The organism is Pseudomonas sp. B21-054 (assembly GCF_026016345.1).
Classification (GTDB): domain Bacteria; phylum Pseudomonadota; class Gammaproteobacteria; order Pseudomonadales; family Pseudomonadaceae; genus Aquipseudomonas.
Window position 1 is genome coordinate 1,032,638 of record NZ_CP087204.1, and the last position, 16,539, is coordinate 1,049,176.

Consider the following 16,539-nt stretch of genomic DNA (forward strand, 5'->3'; position numbering starts at 1 on the left):
AATGTCCATACTTCCAGCTCTCGCCCTGTCAGCTGGTTGGTTGTTAAGTAAGTGTCATTATATTCGTCCTCTTTTCCTGTTGGTAGGGTATTTATTAAAGATCCTTCTAATTAAAAAAGGGGACGTATTTGAATGGCACTTCCTTAGCGGCTAAGCGCTTGAACTGAAAGCGAAAAATGAAGAGGGGCTGGTCTTGGTCTACGGTGATAGTTGCGAACACACACCAGTGAACCAAGGACACAGCCCCAATGGATCGTAGACGGCAAATTCTTCAGCATCAACAGCAACGTTTTCACCGACACGCCTCGAACTGTGATGCCTATTCATTTTTCAATCTTCTCACCGCTCCCGAACTGTTACAGCGCGTCGAGTCAGAGGGATAACGGGGACAGACCACGATTAGGAGTTGACTGGTAACAGGCTAGTCTTTTAATCATGGTCTGTCCCCGGATTTCACGACCCAATACAACAACCTCAACCACCACGACATGAGTGACTTTGTCGGGGATATGAATGCCTGTGGTAGCAACGAGACTTGTCAGAAAAACACGTGGGAAGGGGGGAAGTACGAACAGATCAGTAAAGAAATCACCGATTGGTCGGAGAAGGCCGTCAGTGGAGCTTTTGCCAAATCCTTGCTGACTTCGATCCAGGGTGGGCTGACCGCTCTGAAGGATCTCAACTGCACGACGGCGACTTGCACGCAATATAAGGACACCCTGACTGAGCGTGCGTTGAACGACCTGACGAATCTGGCGAAGGTCACTGACCAGTGGGAAAACGCAACGAGCTTGGCTGCGTTGGTTATACCAGGCTCCGGCGGTTCGCGTGGTGCTGGCGCTGGCGAAGGAGGAGTTTCGCCCAGAGTACAGGCGGCTTTGGATAAATTCCAAGAAGCCAAGGCTGTACGTCATGGAGCGTCTACAGGCAAGAATGGCGAACAAGCTACTCTGCCGGCAGGCTATCGTGAAGGTAGTTCAGTAGGGGCTGCTTTCAATACGACGGGCGGCTTGCCCGACGGCTATCGTCGAGTCATCAACACTAAAACTGGTAATACGGAGGTTCTGGCGGCGGATGGCAAACTCTATTTAGAGACCGGCAATGGACTGACGCTGAAGGCCGGGGGTAATCTTAGTGGGTTGGTTGAGGCGGAGAAAAGCATTGCTGGTGCAAAAGCGCCTGTAATTCCAAAAGGTTTTTCAAACACAGATGATTTTGTACGTTTTGGCACAGATACTCGGGATGGTTTGGCACGCGCTGGCTATGGGAATGTTGAGCCAATTCTTCAGGGAAGTGCCGTAACAGGTAAGAGCTTTAAAACAGGGCAAGAATTTGACATTGGCAGGGTGAGTGATTTTGATATAGCGCTGGCCAGTCCAGAACTTTTGCAGCGTGCTCAATCCTTAGGGATAGGTTTGCGGAGTGGTGGAACTCGTACGGGGCCGTTGAGTGCGAGAGACTTGCAAGCCCTTGGCCTAAAAGATTTGTCGAGTAAGCTGAGCGGTCAAGCAGGACGTGAAGTTAATTTCATGATTTATGACTCTGCGGCAACAGCCGCAAGTCGTGCTCCAAGTATGGTGTTGCCGAAATGACTATGTCGTATGATCTATATGGTGCGAAAAAATTAAGTCTCCTGTCGGCGAAAGATGATGTCGAAAGAGCACTAGGGAAAATTTTCGAAGAAAGAGATAGTTCTTATCAAGGCGGTGTTTACTATATGTGGGGCAGAAGAGATTCCGAGCATTTTATTTTAAAGTTGAATGTTGATCCGTTTGACGGCGATCCAGCAGAGCAAAAATATCCGGATCATAAGATTTTGCTTTATGTAAATACTACAGAGCGCTCTTCTGATATAGAAAAATCGATGAGGCAAAGTGCTGACTTTGAATTGCTTAGGCATGAAATTCTTTAAAAAAGCCTGAGGCTAGTCGGTGCAAAAGGAATTCAAAAACTCCCTGATCTTGGGGGAGTTGATAAGTTTCTTGGCTCTCAAGCAGCAAACCTAAATAAGAAATTGGGTACCAAGATTGGTGAAGGTAGGTTGCCTTACGAGATGAGCCGCACCGGTGTCGAGCAGGCTAAGTTGACAGTTAAAGAAACATTAGAAAATGTAACGGCCGTCAGTAATTTGATTCCTAGCTCCGGTGTTCGAGGAAGTTATGATCTCATTCACGTCTACAGCTCCAAGACCAATAGCACTGTGAGTCTGCGAGTGTTGCCAGATGGAAAGCAGAACCGGGGACAGACCACGTTTTCTGCAGAGCAGAACCGAGGAGCAGAACCAGGGGCAGACCACGTTTTCTGTGATGTGTTTTTACTGACTGAAACAGTAGGAAATAGAAAGAGGTGATGTCTTTTCTTGAGTTGACTAAGCTTTTGGCTCGACTTATATGAAAGGACTCTCCATATATGCCACGCAGAGCACGTGTCTTGATACCCGGCGTACCTTTGCATCTAATTCAACGAGGGAATAATCGATCGGCGTGTTTTTTTACGGATGATGATTATCTTTTTTATATGGAACTACTTGCTGAGCAAGCCAGCAAAAATGGATGTGAGATTCACGCGTGGTGCTTGATGAGTAACCATGTCCACTTATTGGTTAGCCCTCAAGAGCAAAGTAGTGCGGGTTCGCTTATGAAGGGAATAGGGCGGAGATATGTGCAGTATGTGAATCGCACATATGGACGCAGTGGGACCCTCTGGGAGGGGCGCTTCCGCTCATGCCTTGTTCAAAGTGATGGCTATGTTTTGGCCTGCTATCGTTACATAGAGATGAATCCTGTTCGGGCAAAGATGGTAACGCATCCGGCGGAATATCGCTGATCGAGTTATCGTGCTAATGCACAATCAGAATTTTCGTATTTTATTACCCCGCATGCTCAGTACCTCTCGCTTGGAGGACCAAATACATCGACTGCAGAAGCTTACAGGGAGCTTTTTAGAAACGAGTTGGAGGTAGGGATGGTTGACCAGATTCGGACCGCCACCAACGGTAACTATGTACTTGGTGGCCCGCGATTTGCTGCTGAAATTGAATCTGTGATCGGACGGCGAGCTCAGCGAGGACGCCCCGGGCGTCCGGGAAAGCACTCATTGCCTTAGTTAGAAAACGTGGTCTGTCCCCGTTTTTCCTCTGAGGGATTCCCGAATTTTCTAGCAGAACCGGGGACAGACCACGTTTTCTGCAGAGCAGAACCGAGGAGCAGAACCAGGGGCAGACCACGTTTTCTGTGATGTGTTTTTACTGACTGAAACAGAGAGTCTTCAGGGACAGACCACGTTTTCCTGTCCCCGTTTTCCTCCGAGAGTACCCTCCTACTGACAAATCATTTACTAAGGGATTTTAGCGGATTGCCGAAACGCCCGAGGTACATTGCGCCGAACTTGTAGGAGGCATAATCGGTCATGTGACCAATATCACGGTACACCGGCACCCCATCAATGGAAGTGAGGCAGGCACCGCCGTCGCACTGCACATCCTTTGGATCAACAATGATCAAGCCCGGATATTCGGTTTTCAGATCATTGAATAGTTTTACGAGTACAGGGTCTTCGACTCCAGACCATGGGGCGGAAGCGCACTGGGCGCTTCGCTCAGCGCTGTCCATGTAGCCTCTCAGTTTAATCCGTTTCATCAAGCATTCATTAATGCCGGGCGGCATTGGCAAAGAGCTTTTCAGAAAAACTGGAGTAGCACCTGATTTTACGATGATATCCAAGGCTTCGCGGATCGCCACGTCTAGACGTTGCAGCGACAGCCCTAGGCTTCGAGGATCATCCAGTTTCGTGACGATGGCATCGGTGAGATAGGCCTCCCAGTTTTGTCCAATGACTACGTATTCAAATTGACCCTTTTCGATGATTTCATAGTACCGCTGAGCCGCGACGTGGCATTTTTTATAAAGCGCCTTCTTATATTTATACCAGTCATAAAGATAGATTTTTGGTAATGCCAGGCACGCTGGATAACTTTGTGCGAGCACTGAGAGATTGGCGTCTTTGGCTAGGCTTTCAACAAAGCCCCAGTAGTGATTCGAATAGGAATCGCCCATAAGGAATACCTTAGGGGTCGACTGAGCGGCACCCATTATGCAACGTGGATCAGGACCTCCGTTAACACCTAGGCACCCTTCCCGATTATCGGGTACTGCCGCTTTTAAACTGTTGAACAGTTGGCTTGAAGCATTGCCAAAACGGTTTGGCCATCCTTCGTTATTCTTGGCGAATGAGTGAAGCAGCGTAAGACTGACGGCGGGAAGAATCATCAACAATACCAATGTCTTGGTAAAATTGACCCTTGTCTTTCGAAATTTATTTTCGATTAGCAGGAAAGATATATAAGCAACCACGAAGGTGGAGACGAAGTATACGACCTTGTACGTAGGGTCAAGTGCGATACCTATGTAGCTCATCACCGCCAAGATAGGCCAGTGCCACAAGTATAAGGAGTATGAGAGCGTGCCAATAAAAACTAATGGTTTGAAAGATAGCAACTTTGACGTGAAGCTAACATCGCCGACTCCCTTGAAAATAAGTACTGCGGTGGCGATACATACCGCCACGGTGTAATAGTTCGGAAAACCGGAGAGGATGTCTTCTCGGGTCGCGCAATAGAAAATCGTGACAAGCGATAGCACGCAGACTAGGGAAGCGGTCCATCGATCAAGCCTGAATTTGTCTGTACTGAAAATGACTGCACATGAACCAATCATTAATTCGAAAATTCGAGCGGTAAAGAAATAGTAACTCTTTTCAGGGGTCGCCTGCGATAAAGTGAGCGCGAGAACTATTGCTGCCATGGTCAAGCCGAGGGTGACCGCCTTAAAAGCTCGTTTCGCCACATAGCGGTTGAGCAGCCAGAGGCCCAAGGGTAAGGCTAGATACCACTGCCATTCGATGGCCAACGACCAAGTGTGCAGCAGTGGCATAGTTGCGGCGTCGGGAGTGGCATAGCCGGTTGTAGCTTTTGAAAAATATTGATTAGATATAATTAATGATGTGTACTTTTCGCTTTTGAGAAAATCGACATAGTCTTCCGGCAGGTACAGTAGAGTTGTGACTGCTAACGTCACTATCATCAGTGCAATGATTGCTGGTTGTAATCGCCAGATGCGACGGGTGTAGAAATTTGCGAAGCTGAACGTTCCGTTGGCAAGCGAGTTCATTATGATAGAGGTAGTCAGATACCCCGAGATAACGAAGAAAATATCTACCCCGATAAAGCCGGAAGGGAATAAAGCTAGTCCACCGTGAAAAAGCAGTACAAGCAGAACGGCAATCGCCCGCAGTCCGTCGATATCTGCACGGTAAGCGATGGAAGTTTGACGATTTCCTTCGGCAGGCAAAGAGGAATCGGGCTTTGAGTTGTTGCTAAAGACATTGTTAGTGTCGAATGATTTAAACCATGTCACGCGCAAACGCTTCAAATGGAAATCTGGGATTCGATTGAACATTTATTTATCCTGGAGCGTTTTCGGGCGATCAACAACGGTTGTTATGATATCGATAAATTTCAGCAAAAAATACTGCTTATAGGGCTAAGACGGTTCCGGTGTGGAAGCCAAACCAAACACCGATCAGCACTTGGATGCGGATCCTCCATCACCCCCTCGGGAACCGACTTCACGCTTGGCGCCATTAGCATCAATGCCTGCAGTGCGGGGCTGATTGCATAGCGCCGCGGGGTTGCGGTAGGTCAGACGGCTGCATAAATCATTCAGGTGCGTAGGAAGGATCCGCTCTCCAGAACGAAACATCCGACAAGCTTTTAAGGTTGTCCCTCGGAAGTGGGCTCTCTAACCTTTTGCCTGTCGCTGCGAAACAGCGGCCGGGAGTGGGAACCCGAAATTAATAGGTCGTAAGCCTCACGACCATAACGGCAAGTGATGGCTCCAATTTCATCAGGAGCATTCGCATGAACGAAGGAAAGACTGAACCGAATTTCAACAGGACAAATCCATTGGCGGATTTCGACGCCATCGAAGACCTACTCAAAGACCGCGCCGCCGCCGAGCGCGCCCTCGATCATTACCTGAATCCAAAAAAACCGGAGCCAAGCACCGATCCACGCATCGACAGCCTGTTCTCCGTCACCGCCAAAGCCGACACCGATACGCTGCTTACCAGTACCTCGGAAACCCTAGCGTCGATAAAAGCCATGGCCGAGGACCTGGCTTTCGAAGTGGAGGGCACGCGCCGCAGTGTGGCGTTGGGGATTCATCAGTTGGTGGAGTTGTGCCAGTTATTGGTGGACAAGGCGTTGGATCAGATCGAGGCGCCGGCCAGTTCGGCCTGCCCGCCCACTTAAGGTCGGGCACCGTCCTATGGCGAGGGGATTTAGCGAAACGTCGCACCGCCCCGCTGGGCTGCGCAGCGGCCCAAAAGCAGCGACTCAATCAACCTGACAAACCGCGATGCCAGGGTCGGGGCTGCTTCGCAACCCAGCGGGGATAAATCCCCTCGCCACAAAGAGTGCTTGATTCTCCGTAGGTTCTACTGTGCGGACATACACCCTGATACTTCTGACAGTAGATTTTTGGAGGCATGGTTATAAGGTGGCTACGGGCACGCTGTTAAGCAGCGATGCCGTGTTGAGCCAATCCATGGAAGAGGTGTAGCGATGGCCGCCGAAGAAATCCGTATATCTCTTAAAGACTTCGATAAAGACGAAAGCCCGGAGGTTCGGCTGGAGTTTTTTCGTGACGACAAAAGTTACTTGCTCACCTTTGTCGCCTCCTCCTCGAAGGATGGACGCTACGACAAGGTGGGTATAAAAACCGATTTAAATGAGGATGGCGCACGCGATGGGCGAGATATTGAGTTGCTCACTCAACTCGCGCAGGCGGCTGTGCCTTTGCTGAAGTAAAGACCGTTTGATCGTTCCCACGCTCCGCGTGGGAATGCAGCCGGGGACGCTCTGCGTCCCTTTCCAAAGCCGAACGCGGAGCGTCCGTGGAGGCATTCCCACGCCGGAGCGTGGGAACGATCAGGCGGGTTACTGCAACAACACCTCAACCACCCCATCCGCCGTCATGGTCACCTGGCTGGTACCCGCTTCCACTTCCGGCGTCACGGATTCAGCATCCATGGACGCGCCTTTCATCATCATTTGCGGGCGCATGAAGGGTTGTGGATAACCGTTGGTGTTGAGGTTCAGGTTGACGATTTTGTAACCCTTGCCGCCCAAGGCCTCGGTGGCCAGCTGGGCGCGGGCCTTGAAGGCGTTGACCGCGTCTTTGAGCAGGGCGTCTTCGCTGCCCTGGCGGGTGGCGGTGGAGATGGCGAAGTCCATGCCGGCCATTTTCATATCGGTGAGCAACTCGCCGGTGAGTTTGGACAGGGCGGCGAAGTCGGCGCTTTCCAGGCGCAGTTCGGCGCGCTCGCGCCAGCCGGTGATTTTCCCGCCTTTGTTGTCGTAGATCGGGTAGCTGTTGCGGCTGCCCTGGCGCAGGGTGATGTCCTTGACCTGCTTGGCCTGGCCGATGGCTTTGTTCACCGTGGTGCTGACGGCGGCGGCGAGTTTGGCCGGGTCGGTGTTTTGCTCTTCGGTGTAGAGGGTGACGATCATCAGGTCGCGGGCCACTTCCCGGCTGACTTCGGCGCGCAGGGAAATCTGGTTGTAGTGAAGCTCGTCGGCGGCCAGGGCCGGCAGGCTGGCGACGGTGCCGAGGCTGAAGGCGAGCAGGGCGGCGGGGCGACTGAACGTGTGCATGAAAGCTCCTTGGAATGAGGCGCAGGGGTGAGGTCCGGGCCTGCGTGAAGGATAAGACTCTAGCGTTTATGGCCCGGTTCGCACAGTTACAACTTCTATACAGATACCTGCCACAGTGGGCCGTGTGTCATTTCGAGGCTGTGGCGCTTTGCCGCATAGCTGCCGCTGCAACCCACGTCTTGGTTATACTCCGTGCGATCCGCCTGGAGCGCTCATCAGGAGAGCTCATGCTCGCCCCTTTGCAAATGACTTCCGCTTCCCGCCAGAACCTCTGGCGCCTGACGTTTATCCGTATTCTGGTCCTGGCGGCCCAGGCCGGCTCCGTGGGGCTTGCTTATTGGTTCGACCTGCTGCCGCTGCCCTGGCTGCAACTGGCGATCACGCTGGTCTGTTCCAGCGTGCTCTGCGCGTTGACGGCCATCCGCCTGCGCACCTCGTGGCCGGTGACTGAACTGGAATACGCCGTGCAGCTGGCCTGCGATCTGTTTATCCACAGCGCGCTGCTGTATTTCTCCGGCGGTTCCACCAATCCCTTCGTGTCCTATTACCTGGTGCCGCTGACCATCGCCGCGGTGACGTTGCCGTGGCGGTTTTCGCTGATTCTTTCCGGCATCGCCCTGGCCCTGTACACGCTGTTGCTGGCGCGGTTCTATCCGTTGGAAACCTTTCCCATCGCCCGGGAAAACCTGCAGATCTACGGCATGTGGCTGAGTTTCGCCCTGGCGGCGGCGGTCATCACGTTTTTTGCCGCGCGCATGGCCGAGGAGTTGCGCCGCCAGGAAGAACTGCGGGCCATTCGCCGTGAAGAGGGCTTGCGGGACGAGCAACTGCTGGCCGTGGCCACCCAGGCCGCTGGTGCCGCCCATGAATTGGGCACGCCCTTGGCGACCATGAGTGTGCTGCTCAAGGAGATGCGCCAGGATCATCACGACCCGGCGCTGCAGGACGATCTCAGCGTGTTGCAGGATCAGGTCAAGCTCTGCAAGGAGACCCTGCAGTACCTGGTGCGTGCGGCCGAGGCTAACCGCCGGCTGGACATCGACATGCAGGCGGTCACCTTCTGGCTCGACGATGCCCTGAACCGCTGGCACCTGATGCGCCCGGAAGCCAGTTATCGCTTCCAGTGCCTGGGCAAGGGTGTGGTGCCGCGCATGGCACCGCCGCCGGACCTGACCCAGGCGCTGCTGAACCTGCTGAACAACGCCGCCGACGCTTGCCCCGAAGGGCTGGAAGTGGCGTTGGATTGGAATGCCTATGAGCTGACCATCAGTATTCGCGACCACGGCGCCGGTGTACCGCTGGCGATTGCCGAGCAGATCGGCAAGCCGTTCTATACCACCAAGGGCAAAGGTTTCGGCCTGGGCCTGTTTTTGAGCAAAGCCAGCGTGACACGCGCCGGCGGCTCGGTGAAACTCTACCCCCATGAGGAAGGCGGCACGCTCACCGAGCTGCGCCTGCCCCATGCCGACCGAGGAGACGAACATGAGTGACGAGATCCAAGTCGACGGCGAAGAACTGCCGCACCTGTTGCTGGTAGATGACGACGCCACGTTTACCCGCGTCATGGCCCGGGCCATGTCCCGTCGCGGTTTTCGCGTCAGCACCGCCGGTTCCGCCGAGGAAGGCCTGGCCATCGCCCAGGCCGACCTGCCGGACTACGCCGCCCTGGACCTGAAAATGGACGGCGATTCCGGCCTGGTGCTGCTGCCCAAGCTGCTGGAGCTGGACCCGGAAATGCGCGTGGTGATCCTCACCGGTTATTCGAGCATCGCCACGGCGGTCGAGGCCATCAAGCGCGGCGCCTGCAATTACCTGTGCAAACCGGCGGATGCCGATGACGTACTGGCGGCGCTGTTGTCCGAGCACGCCGACCTCGACACCCTGGTGCCGGAAAACCCCATGTCGGTGGACCGCCTGCAATGGGAACACATCCAGCGGGTGCTGACCGAACACGAAGGCAATATTTCCGCCACCGCCCGCGCCTTGGGCATGCACCGGCGGACTCTGCAGCGCAAATTGCAGAAGCGCCCCGTGCGTCGCTGAACCTGCGCTGAACAGATGTTGTCCACCCCCGCGACACATCGGGTCGTTGCTCTATATGATCGGCCCGAGTCTGTTCTTTTCTTTATCGAGCCTTAACCATGAATCAGAACGCTGAATATTCCGCGGTCAATGACGCGGTGCGCGGGCAGTTTTTCCGCCGTGTCTGGCAAATGACCACGCCGTACTGGCGCAGTGAGGAGAAGGGCAAGGCCTGGACGCTGTTGATCGCTGTCATCGCGCTGTCGCTGTTCAGCGTGGCGATTTCGGTGTGGATCAACAGTTGGTACAAGGATTTCTACAACGCCCTGCAAGAGAAGGACAGCGCGGCGTTCTGGCAGTTGATCCTGTATTTCTGCGGCATCGCGGCGGTGGCGATCCTGGGCGCGGTGTATCGTTTGTACCTCACCCAGATGCTTACCATCCGCTGGCGGGCCTGGCTGACGGAGCAGCACTTTACCCGCTGGCTCAGTGACAAGAATTATTACCGGCTGGAGCAGGGCGGCTACACCGATAACCCGGACCAGCGGATTTCCGAAGACCTCAACAGTTTCACCACCAATACCTTGGGCCTGGGGCTGGGATTGTTGCGCACCGTGGTCAGCCTGGTGTCGTTCTCGATCATCTTGTGGGGTGTGTCCGGCAGCATCGAAGTGTTCGGCTACACCATTCCAGGCTATATGTTCTGGTGCGCCCTGGTGTATGCGGCGGTGGGCAGTTGGCTGACGCACCTGATCGGTCGACGTCTGATCGGGCTGAACAACAACCAGCAACGCTTCGAAGCCGACCTGCGTTTCTCCATGGTCCGGGTGCGTGAAAATGCCGAGAGTATTGCGCTGTACAACGGCGAACCGAACGAGAACCGCCGCCTGAGCGGGCGCTTCGGCCTGGTCTGGCATAACTTCTGGGACATCATGCGGGTGTCCAAGCGCCTGACGTTCTTCACCTCCGGTTATGGCCAGATCGCGATCATCTTCCCGTTCATCGTCGCCGCGCCGCGCTACTTTGCCGGCAAGATCCAACTGGGCGAGCTCATGCAGATCAACTCGGCGTTCGGCAACGTGCAGGAGAACTTCAGCTGGTTCATCAGCGCCTACTCCGACCTCGCCGCGTGGCGCGCCACCTGTGATCGTCTGCTGAGTTTCCGCCAGGCCATGAGTGACAACGAAGACCGCGTGCCGGCCATTGATGTGCAAAACCAGGGCAATGCCTTGGAGGTGCACAACCTGGGGCTGGACCTGGCTGATGGTCGGCATTTGCTCAGCAACGCCGACATGACTGTTGCATCCGGCGAGCGGGTCATGCTCAGTGGTCGTTCCGGCAGTGGCAAATCCACCCTGTTTCGCGCGATGGGGCATTTGTGGCCCGCGGGGCACGGCGCGATCCGGCTGCCGGCCGCGCGCTATCTGTTCCTGCCGCAGAAACCTTATCTGCCGATTGGCAGCCTGCGCGAAGTGCTGAGTTATCCACAGCCCGGCGATGTCTACCCCAATGAACGTTATACACAGGTACTGGAAACCTGCCGCCTGCCGCACCTGATCCCGCGGCTGGATGAAAGCAACCACTGGCAGCGCATGCTCTCGCCCGGCGAGCAACAACGCCTGGCCTTTGCCCGCGCGTTGCTTTATGCACCGCAATGGTTGTACATGGATGAAGCCACGTCGGCGATGGATGAAGAAGACGAGGCAACGCTGTATCAGGCGCTGATCGATCAGTTGCCGGGCCTGAGCATCGTCAGCGTTGGCCACCGAAGCAGTTTGAAACGTTTCCACCCGCGACATGTACGTATCGAAAACGGCCAACTGGTGGAGCGCACCGTGACCGCTTGACGATCATCGCCGAGCATTACTGTGGCGAGGGGATTTATCCCCGCTGGGCGCGAAGCGCCCCATCAAATCACAGGCCCCTACCCATGCGGCCTGTTGACCTATCAAGGGGCTGCTACGCAGCCCAACGGGGATAAATCCCCTCGCCACAACGGCAGTCCTCAGCGAGGGCTGCCCGGTTGGGCGGTGATCGTACAACCACGTTGCGCTATGATGATGCCATTCAGCCGCTTGCCGAGACACTGACACATGGAAAACCCGATCGACATACCCCGCCTTCCCCGCAAGCGCCGTAGCCTGGCGCAGGAGCTGGTGACGGTGCTGACCGAGCAGATTCGCGACGGTCTGCTCAAGCGCGGCGATAAATTGCCCACCGAGTCGGCGATCATGGAAGCCCATGGCGTCAGCCGCACCGTGGTGCGTGAGGCGATCTCCCGCTTGCAGGCGGCCGGCCAGGTGGAAACCCGCCATGGCATCGGCACTTTCGTGCTGGATCCGCCCAGCCCGAGCGGTTTTCGCATCGATCCGGCCACGGTGGTCACGTTGCGTGACGTGCTGGCGATCCTGGAGTTGCGCATCAGCCTGGAAGTGGAATCCGCCGGGCTCGCGGCGCAGCGCCGCAGTGACGAGCAGCTGGCGGCGATGCGTGCGGCCCTCGACGCATTGAACGAGAGCGCGGCCCATGCCACCGACGCGGTGGCCTCGGACTTCGCCTTCCACCTGGAAATCGCCCTGTCCACCGGTAACCGCTATTTCACCGACATCATGACTCACCTGGGTACCAGCATCATCCCGCGCACCCGGGTGAACTCGGCGCGCCTGGCTCATGACGATCAGCAGCACTACCTCAATCGCTTGAGCCGCGAGCATGAGGAAATCTACGAGGCCATCGCCCGCCAGGACTCCGATGCGGCCCGTGCCGCCATGCGCCTGCACTTGACCAACAGCCGTGAGCGGCTGCGCCAGGCCCATGAAGAGGCCCAGGCCCAAGGCTAGTTAGACGATACCGGCCGTCGCCACTGTCAGTCCTGACAGTTCAATCGTTGTCCCCATTTGCCCTTAACTGGCGGTGCGAATGAACGCACCTCCCCATTGATGGGGTAAGAGGACAACGCAATGGCCAACTCCAACGATAAACAAGTTCAAATGCTCCCGCGCCCGGAAACAGACCAGGCTTCTGGCGGTATTATCGATCTCGATGCCATCGGGGAGTATCTGACGCTCGCGTTCAATTACCCGCAGAAGGCAAGCGGTCAGCAGGTTGATTTCACGGTCTCCATTAAACCCGATCGTTTCACCCCGCCGATGTCGCGTTTGATGCGTTTGACCACACAAAACGCCAGTAAGGAAGAGGTGCATTACAAAACCAGTCAGTTCCACTTCACGACCGAAGATGGAACGTTGACCGCCAGTTATGAGGCTAAGATCGACGGACGCCCGTATCCTTCAATTGAATTGCTGCTCCGAGTCAAGGATAGAGTCAAGTCCTGATGCATGGCTCCGAGGCTGGAACCTGCGCAAACGATAGCGCCGTAATTACCCAGCCCCGCGGACGGGGCTGGCGTAAGGCTAAGCGGAGAGAATCTACGACACTAACGAAAGTTCCAGAACTTCAGAAGGTGGACTGGGGTTCCCGCCTTCGCTGAAGATGGTGTAATACATTTGCGCTGTCGCTCCAGCCGTCAGCCCTTTCTCGAACGTCGATTTTGGAATTGCGAAGCCCAGCGGGAAAGGTTTGTCAGCAGTTACAGTCACTGTATCGGTCCAAGTATTACCGGTACTGGTTGTCACGTGGAATTCAACCATATCGCCTGGATACTGGGGTTGGTATTGTCGAACCTCTGCCTTTGCAGGGTCGGGTAGTTTGGGCACGTCAACCACACCCTCTGTGGCATGTGAGAAGTAAGGTTTAGCCAGTTGAATTGAAGTTTTCATGACGGTTTCCTTTGCCAAAATGGATTGGCTCGCGGCCCATACGATGGCCTTACGGTACGATTTTCAACGTGATTGGCTTGGAGTTCTCCGGGCCATAGCTCTCGTTGGAACACTGGTAGCGCAGCTTCACCGATGGGTGGTTTCAGCACATCACTGAATACGCTCATCACCACGTCCTTTCGGCACTGAACAGCCACAGCTGCGTTATCCCCCCAATCCCAAACGACGCCTACTGACAGAGTTGACAGTGACGACCAGCGGTCTTCCCGTCGGCCGACTCCAGAAATCTGCATCCTCACACCTGCCGGCCGACCCGGCTCAAAAGCGCTGTCTACAAGGTCCTTGCCGAATTCCGGGCAGAGGTGTGCCACACAAAAGACGAAATGCAGTTGACGTGTGTATTTTAAGTTGTACGATGACCTACAACTTCTGGCCGAAGCTTAACTCTCTCATACACAATTTTGCGTCCCAGGGTGTTCGAATAATGAATCCACAAGAACTGAAGTCCATCCTCTCGTCTGGCCTGCTGTCGTTCCCGGTCACCGATTTCACTGCCCAAGGCGATTTCAATCGCGCCAGCTACATCAAACGCCTCGAGTGGCTGGCCCCGTATGGCGCCTCTGCATTGTTCGCAGCGGGCGGCACCGGTGAATTCTTCTCCCTGGCCGCCAGTGAGTATTCGCAAGTCATCAAGACCGCTGTCGATACCTGTGCCACCAGCGTGCCAATCCTCGCCGGTGTTGGCGGCGCCACCCGCCAGGCCATCGAATATGCTCAAGAAGCCGAGCGCCTGGGCGCCAAGGGCCTGCTGCTGCTGCCGCACTACCTGACCGAAGCCAGCCAGGACGGCGTTGCCGCCCACGTTGAAGCCGTGTGCAAATCGGTGAAGATCGGCGTGGTGGTGTACAACCGCAACGTCTGCCGCCTGAATGCCACTCAGCTGGAGCAACTGGCTGAGCGTTGCCCGAACCTGATCGGCTACAAAGATGGCCTGGGCGATATCGAACTGATGGTGTCGATCCGTCGTCGCCTCGGCGATCGTTTCAGCTACCTGGGCGGCTTGCCGACCGCTGAAGTCTACGCCGCGGCCTACAAGGCCCTGGGCGTGCCGGTCTACTCCTCGGCGGTGTTCAACTTCATTCCGAAAACCGCGATGGATTTCTACCACGCCATTGCCCGCGACGATCACGAAACCGTCGGCAAGATCATCGACGACTTCTTCCTGCCTTACCTGGACATCCGCAACCGCAAGGCCGGTTACGCCGTGAGCATCGTCAAGGCCGGCGCGAAGATCGTTGGCTATGACGCAGGTCCTGTGCGCACGCCGCTGACCGATCTGCTGCCAGAAGAATACGAAGCCCTGGCCGCGCTGATCGACAAGCAAGGCAAGCAATAACAGACCCGAGAAGGCCGCTGAGTAATCAGCGGCTTTTTGCGTAAGGCTTGATCGTTCCCATGCTCTGCGTGGGAATGCAGCCAGGGACGCTCGGCGTTCCTAGACAGTTTTTGTAGAAGGAGTAGCTCCGTGGCAGATGCAAAGCGTTTCGATAACTACATCAACGGTCAGTGGGTGGCCGGTGCCGACTATTGCACCAACATCAACCCGTCTGACCTGTCCGATGTCATCGGTGAATACGCCAAGGCTGACGCAGCGCAAGTCAATGCCGCCATCGAAGCCGCCCGCGCCGCGTTCCCGGCCTGGTCGACCTCAGGCATTCAGGCCCGTCACGATGCGCTGGACAAAGTCGGCAGCGAGATCCTCGCCCGCCGTGAAGAGCTCGGCCAGTTGCTGGCCCGGGAAGAGGGCAAGACCCTGCCCGAAGCCATCGGCGAAGTGACCCGCGCCGGTAACATTTTCAAGTTCTTCGCCGGTGAGTGCCTGCGCCTGTCCGGCGATTACGTGCCGTCGGTGCGTCCGGGCGTCAACGTCGAAGTGACCCGCGAAGCCCTGGGTGTGGTCGGCCTGATCACCCCGTGGAACTTCCCGATCGCCATCCCCGCCTGGAAGATCGCCCCGGCCCTGGCCTACGGCAACTGCGTGGTGATCAAACCCGCCGAGCTGGTGCCGGGCTGCGCCTGGGCCCTGGCCGAAATCATTTCCCGCGCCGGTTTCCCGGCCGGTGCGTTCAACCTGGTGATGGGCAGCGGCCGCGTGGTCGGTGAAGTCCTGGTCAACAGCCCGAAAGTCGACGGCATCAGCTTCACCGGTTCCGTGGGCGTGGGGCGTCAGATCGCCGTTAACTGCGTGTCGCGCCAGGCCAAGGTGCAACTGGAGATGGGCGGCAAGAACCCGCAGATCATCCTCGACGATGCCGACCTCAAGCAGGCCGTCGAACTGGCCGTGCAGAGTGCGTTCTACTCCACCGGCCAGCGTTGCACGGCCTCGAGCCGACTGATCGTCACCGCTGGCATTCACGACAAGTTTGTCGAGGCCATGGCTGAGCGCATGCAGTCGATCAAGGTCGGTCATGCCTTGAAGTCCGGCACTGATATCGGCCCGGTGGTTTCCGAAGCCCAGCTCAGCCAGGACTTGAAGTACATCGATATTGGCCAGAGCGAAGGTGCGCGGCTGGTGAGCGGTGGTGGCTTGGTGACGTGCGATACCGAAGGTTACTTCCTCGCGCCGACCCTGTTCGCCGACAGCGAAGCGTCGATGCGCATCAGCCGCGAAGAGATCTTCGGCCCGGTGGCCAACGTCGTGCGCGTGGCCGATTACGAGGCGGCGCTGGCGATGGCCAACGACACCGAGTTCGGTTTGTCCGCTGGTATCGCCACTACATCGTTGAAGTATGCCAACCACTTCAAGCGCCATTCCCAGGCGGGCATGGTGATGGTCAACCTGCCCACCGCCGGCGTGGATTACCACGTGCCGTTCGGCGGGCGCAAAGGTTCGTCCTATGGTTCGCGTGAGCAAGGTCGCTACGCGCAAGAGTTCTACACCGTGGTTAAAACTTCTTACATCGGATCGTAAGTGCGACACCGCCAGGGCCGGCCTTCCGGCCCTGGCGTCACAATCTGCTGACC

The 16,539-nt window shown here is 56.1% G+C and carries 15 protein-coding genes; 12 read left to right on the top strand and 3 right to left on the bottom strand.

Annotated features, from left to right (window positions below):
* The first annotated feature begins 488 nt into the window (after positions 1-488).
* The 3 genes from LOY70_RS04350 (at position 489) to LOY70_RS04360 (ending at position 2,826) form a co-directional block, all read left to right on the top strand.
* Positions 489-1,592 (top strand): hypothetical protein, encoded by a 1,104-nt coding sequence (locus LOY70_RS04350; protein ID WP_265033692.1) that lies wholly within the window; start codon positions 489-491, stop codon positions 1,590-1,592.
* Positions 1,589-1,912 (top strand): hypothetical protein, encoded by a 324-nt coding sequence (locus LOY70_RS04355; RefSeq protein WP_265033694.1) that lies wholly within the window; start codon positions 1,589-1,591, stop codon positions 1,910-1,912. The genes LOY70_RS04350 and LOY70_RS04355 overlap by 4 nt, the downstream gene beginning before the upstream one ends.
* 497 nt (positions 1,913-2,409) lie before the next feature.
* Positions 2,410-2,826 carry a transposase gene (locus tag LOY70_RS04360; protein WP_265033696.1) on the top strand — a complete coding sequence of 139 codons (417 nt, stop codon included), beginning with the start codon at positions 2,410-2,412 and terminating at the stop codon, positions 2,824-2,826.
* A 503-nt stretch (positions 2,827-3,329) separates the two neighbouring features.
* Here LOY70_RS04360 and LOY70_RS04365 read toward each other — a convergent pair.
* On the bottom strand, positions 3,330-5,456 hold the full coding sequence (locus LOY70_RS04365; protein ID WP_265033697.1) for an acyltransferase family protein: 2,127 nt from the start codon (positions 5,454-5,456) through the stop codon (positions 3,330-3,332).
* A 461-nt stretch (positions 5,457-5,917) separates the two neighbouring features.
* Here LOY70_RS04365 and LOY70_RS04370 point away from each other — a divergent pair, with 461 nt between their 5' ends.
* Both LOY70_RS04370 and LOY70_RS04375 read left to right on the top strand, forming a co-directional pair.
* Positions 5,918-6,310, top strand: coding sequence for a DUF6124 family protein (locus tag LOY70_RS04370; RefSeq protein ID WP_025211823.1), 393 nt, complete (start codon positions 5,918-5,920; stop codon positions 6,308-6,310).
* Positions 6,311-6,622: 312 nt separating this feature from the next.
* Positions 6,623-6,868, top strand: coding sequence for a hypothetical protein (locus LOY70_RS04375; protein WP_123415384.1), 246 nt, complete (start codon positions 6,623-6,625; stop codon positions 6,866-6,868).
* Positions 6,869-6,997: 129 nt separating this feature from the next.
* On the opposite strand, the gene LOY70_RS04380 is transcribed toward LOY70_RS04375, so the two are convergent.
* Positions 6,998-7,714: an SIMPL domain-containing protein gene (locus LOY70_RS04380; protein WP_265033701.1), complete on the bottom strand. Its 717-nt coding sequence runs from the start codon at positions 7,712-7,714 to the stop codon at positions 6,998-7,000.
* Between the two features lie 227 nt (positions 7,715-7,941).
* Here LOY70_RS04380 and LOY70_RS04385 point away from each other — a divergent pair, with 227 nt between their 5' ends.
* The 5 genes from LOY70_RS04385 to LOY70_RS04405 all read left to right on the top strand — a co-directional run bounded on the left by LOY70_RS04385 (position 7,942) and on the right by LOY70_RS04405 (position 13,071).
* Entirely contained in the window at positions 7,942-9,204 is a 1,263-nt protein-coding gene (locus tag LOY70_RS04385; RefSeq protein WP_123342788.1) for an ATP-binding protein, read from the top strand.
* Positions 9,197-9,757, top strand: coding sequence for a response regulator transcription factor (locus LOY70_RS04390; protein ID WP_025211826.1), 561 nt, complete (start codon positions 9,197-9,199; stop codon positions 9,755-9,757). The genes LOY70_RS04385 and LOY70_RS04390 overlap by 8 nt, the downstream gene beginning before the upstream one ends.
* 98 nt (positions 9,758-9,855) lie before the next feature.
* Complete coding sequence (locus LOY70_RS04395) at positions 9,856-11,583, top strand: ABC transporter ATP-binding protein/permease (RefSeq protein ID WP_265033707.1); 1,728 nt, start codon at positions 9,856-9,858, stop codon at positions 11,581-11,583.
* A 246-nt stretch (positions 11,584-11,829) separates the two neighbouring features.
* Entirely contained in the window at positions 11,830-12,576 is a 747-nt protein-coding gene (locus LOY70_RS04400; protein ID WP_265033709.1) for a FadR/GntR family transcriptional regulator, read from the top strand.
* A gap of 120 nt (positions 12,577-12,696) precedes the next feature.
* On the top strand, positions 12,697-13,071 hold the full coding sequence (locus LOY70_RS04405) for a hypothetical protein (protein WP_265033710.1): 375 nt from the start codon (positions 12,697-12,699) through the stop codon (positions 13,069-13,071).
* 93 nt (positions 13,072-13,164) lie between these two features.
* Here LOY70_RS04405 and LOY70_RS04410 read toward each other — a convergent pair whose 3' ends face one another.
* On the bottom strand, positions 13,165-13,515 hold the full coding sequence (locus LOY70_RS04410) for a hypothetical protein (protein ID WP_265033712.1): 351 nt from the start codon (positions 13,513-13,515) through the stop codon (positions 13,165-13,167).
* 484 nt (positions 13,516-13,999) lie between these two features.
* Here LOY70_RS04410 and kdgD point away from each other — a divergent pair, with 484 nt between their 5' ends.
* Entirely contained in the window at positions 14,000-14,911 is a 912-nt protein-coding gene (gene kdgD / locus LOY70_RS04415) for a 5-dehydro-4-deoxyglucarate dehydratase (protein ID WP_025211830.1), read from the top strand.
* A gap of 129 nt (positions 14,912-15,040) precedes the next feature.
* Positions 15,041-16,486 (top strand): aldehyde dehydrogenase family protein, encoded by a 1,446-nt coding sequence (locus LOY70_RS04420; protein ID WP_265033715.1) that lies wholly within the window; start codon positions 15,041-15,043, stop codon positions 16,484-16,486.
* Positions 16,487-16,539: the final 53 nt, after the last annotated feature.

Excerpts from the sequence above, each read along its gene's own strand:
- LOY70_RS04365 (WP_265033697.1), bottom strand. The coding sequence starts at position 5,456 with ATGTTCAATCGAATCCCAGATTTCCATTTGAAGCGTTTGCGCGTGACA.
- kdgD (WP_025211830.1), top strand. The coding sequence starts at position 14,000 with ATGAATCCACAAGAACTGAAGTCCATCCTCTCGTCTGGCCTGCTGTCG.
- LOY70_RS04390 (WP_025211826.1), top strand. The coding sequence starts at position 9,197 with ATGAGTGACGAGATCCAAGTCGACGGCGAAGAACTGCCGCACCTGTTG.
- LOY70_RS04385 (WP_123342788.1), top strand. The coding sequence starts at position 7,942 with ATGCTCGCCCCTTTGCAAATGACTTCCGCTTCCCGCCAGAACCTCTGG.
- LOY70_RS04395 (WP_265033707.1), top strand. The coding sequence starts at position 9,856 with ATGAATCAGAACGCTGAATATTCCGCGGTCAATGACGCGGTGCGCGGG.
- LOY70_RS04405 (WP_265033710.1), top strand. The coding sequence starts at position 12,697 with ATGGCCAACTCCAACGATAAACAAGTTCAAATGCTCCCGCGCCCGGAA.
- LOY70_RS04380 (WP_265033701.1), bottom strand. The coding sequence starts at position 7,714 with ATGCACACGTTCAGTCGCCCCGCCGCCCTGCTCGCCTTCAGCCTCGGC.
- LOY70_RS04400 (WP_265033709.1), top strand. The coding sequence starts at position 11,830 with ATGGAAAACCCGATCGACATACCCCGCCTTCCCCGCAAGCGCCGTAGC.
- LOY70_RS04370 (WP_025211823.1), top strand. The coding sequence starts at position 5,918 with ATGAACGAAGGAAAGACTGAACCGAATTTCAACAGGACAAATCCATTG.
- LOY70_RS04350 (WP_265033692.1), top strand. The coding sequence starts at position 489 with ATGAGTGACTTTGTCGGGGATATGAATGCCTGTGGTAGCAACGAGACT.
- LOY70_RS04375 (WP_123415384.1), top strand. The coding sequence starts at position 6,623 with ATGGCCGCCGAAGAAATCCGTATATCTCTTAAAGACTTCGATAAAGAC.
- LOY70_RS04360 (WP_265033696.1), top strand. The coding sequence starts at position 2,410 with ATGCCACGCAGAGCACGTGTCTTGATACCCGGCGTACCTTTGCATCTA.
- LOY70_RS04355 (WP_265033694.1), top strand. The coding sequence starts at position 1,589 with ATGACTATGTCGTATGATCTATATGGTGCGAAAAAATTAAGTCTCCTG.
- LOY70_RS04410 (WP_265033712.1), bottom strand. The coding sequence starts at position 13,515 with ATGAAAACTTCAATTCAACTGGCTAAACCTTACTTCTCACATGCCACA.